1 protein-coding gene and 1 pseudogene are annotated in these 1,601 nt (G+C 61.8%); both read right to left on the reverse strand.

What is annotated here, in order from left to right; genetic code table 11:
* Positions 1-1,108 (reverse strand): ATP phosphoribosyltransferase regulatory subunit (locus ACIP8I_RS27115; protein WP_400764922.1); only part of this gene is annotated, 1,108 nt, incomplete at its 3' end.
* Positions 1,109-1,421: 313 nt separating this feature from the next.
* A pseudogene (locus tag ACIP8I_RS27120) lies at positions 1,422-1,601 on the reverse strand (protease modulator HflC); the annotation flags it as partial.

Here is a 1,601-nt window from a genome sequence, read left to right on the forward strand (position 1 = left end):
GGAATGGCTGAGAAGGATGCGCGCGCTCCCCGGTCAGCCGTTCACTGCGAGCGTGGTGATCTCTAGGCGCTGGGGGGGATGCGCTACTTCCACGCATCAGGCTATCTCGATCGGCTAGCCTGCGCTCAGCACGCCCCAGGGTCACCAGGGTTTTCAAATCGGTAGAGAAGCCGGTCGCCGGACGGGCGCGACCGAAGTCGGCACCGATGTCGTCGTAACGACCGCCCTGAGCGATTGACTGGCCCACGCCCGGGACAAACACCGCGAACACCACACCGGTGTGGTAGTGGTAGCCGCGCAGCTCGCCAAGGTCGAAGTACAGCGGCAACTCCGGGAAACGCGTTGCCAGACGCTCGGCGATCTCCAGCAAATCTTCCAGCGCCGCCAGCACCGGCGCCGGCGCATTGGCCAGACGCTCACGAGCGGCGGTCAGCACTTCACGGCCGCCACACAGGTCGACCAGCGCCCGCAGCATGCCGGACAGATCGGCCGGCAGGCCTTCGGTCAGGGTAATGACCTCGTCGATGGCCTTGCGTTGCAATGCATCGAACAACTGCTGCTCGACTTCACCGGACAGACCGGCGGCACGCGCCAGACCACGGTAGATGCCGACATGGCCAAGGTCCATATGCACATCCGGCACATCGGCCAGTTGCAGCATGGCCAGCATCAGGCTGATGACTTCCACGTCGCTGCTCGGGCTGGCATCGCCGTACAGCTCGGCACCCAACTGGATCGGGCTGCGCGAGGACGACAGTGCACGCGGCTGGGCATGCAGCACGCTGCCGGCGTAGCACAGACGGCTCGGACCTTCGCGACGCAGAGTGTGCGCATCGATGCGCGCCACTTGCGGCGTGATGTCGGCACGGAACCCCATCTGCCGACCCGACTGTGGGTCGATGACCTTGAAGGTACGCAGATCCAGGTCCTGGCCCGCACCGGTCAGCAGGGATTCCAGGTACTCGATATGGGGAGTCACGACAAACTCGTAACCCCAGCTCTGGAACAGATCCAACACCTGACGACGCGCGACTTCAATGCGCGCCGCTTCCGGTGGCAGTACTTCTTCGATGCCATCTGGCAGCAGCCAGCGGTCTACCGTTGCCATTACGCCATTCCCCTTTGATCCGGGCGGCCAGCCTGCGGGCGAGCCTTGAGTGAAGCAGAAAATGACCGATCCGTTCAAAACGCACGCGCATGAACGACGCGGCGAAAGGCCTGTTACCGGCTTCGCCCATCACTTTCCTCGAAAAACGCTCGGGCCATTCAACCCGATGCCTGCAACAAAAAACAGCAATCAAACGTGCAGACGCAAAAAAGCCGGGAATTTCCCGGCTGCCGCATCATACACACGTTTTCCCAAAGGATCACCCCGCCCGAGGTTTTAGCCGCCGGGCGGAGTGATTCAGGTCAACGTCGTATCAAGGCTTGGACTTTTCCAGGTAATGGAAGAAGTCGCTGCTTGGGTCGAGAACCATGACGTCGGATTTGTTCGCGAAGCTTTCACGGTAGGCACGCAGGCTACGGTAAAAACCGTAGAACTCCTGATCCTGACCGTAGGCCTTGGAGTAGATCGCAGCGGCCTGGGCATCACAGTCACC

The sequence above is a fragment of the Pseudomonas sp. NPDC088414 genome, from assembly GCF_044753325.1.
Lineage (GTDB): Bacteria > Pseudomonadota > Gammaproteobacteria > Pseudomonadales > Pseudomonadaceae > Aquipseudomonas.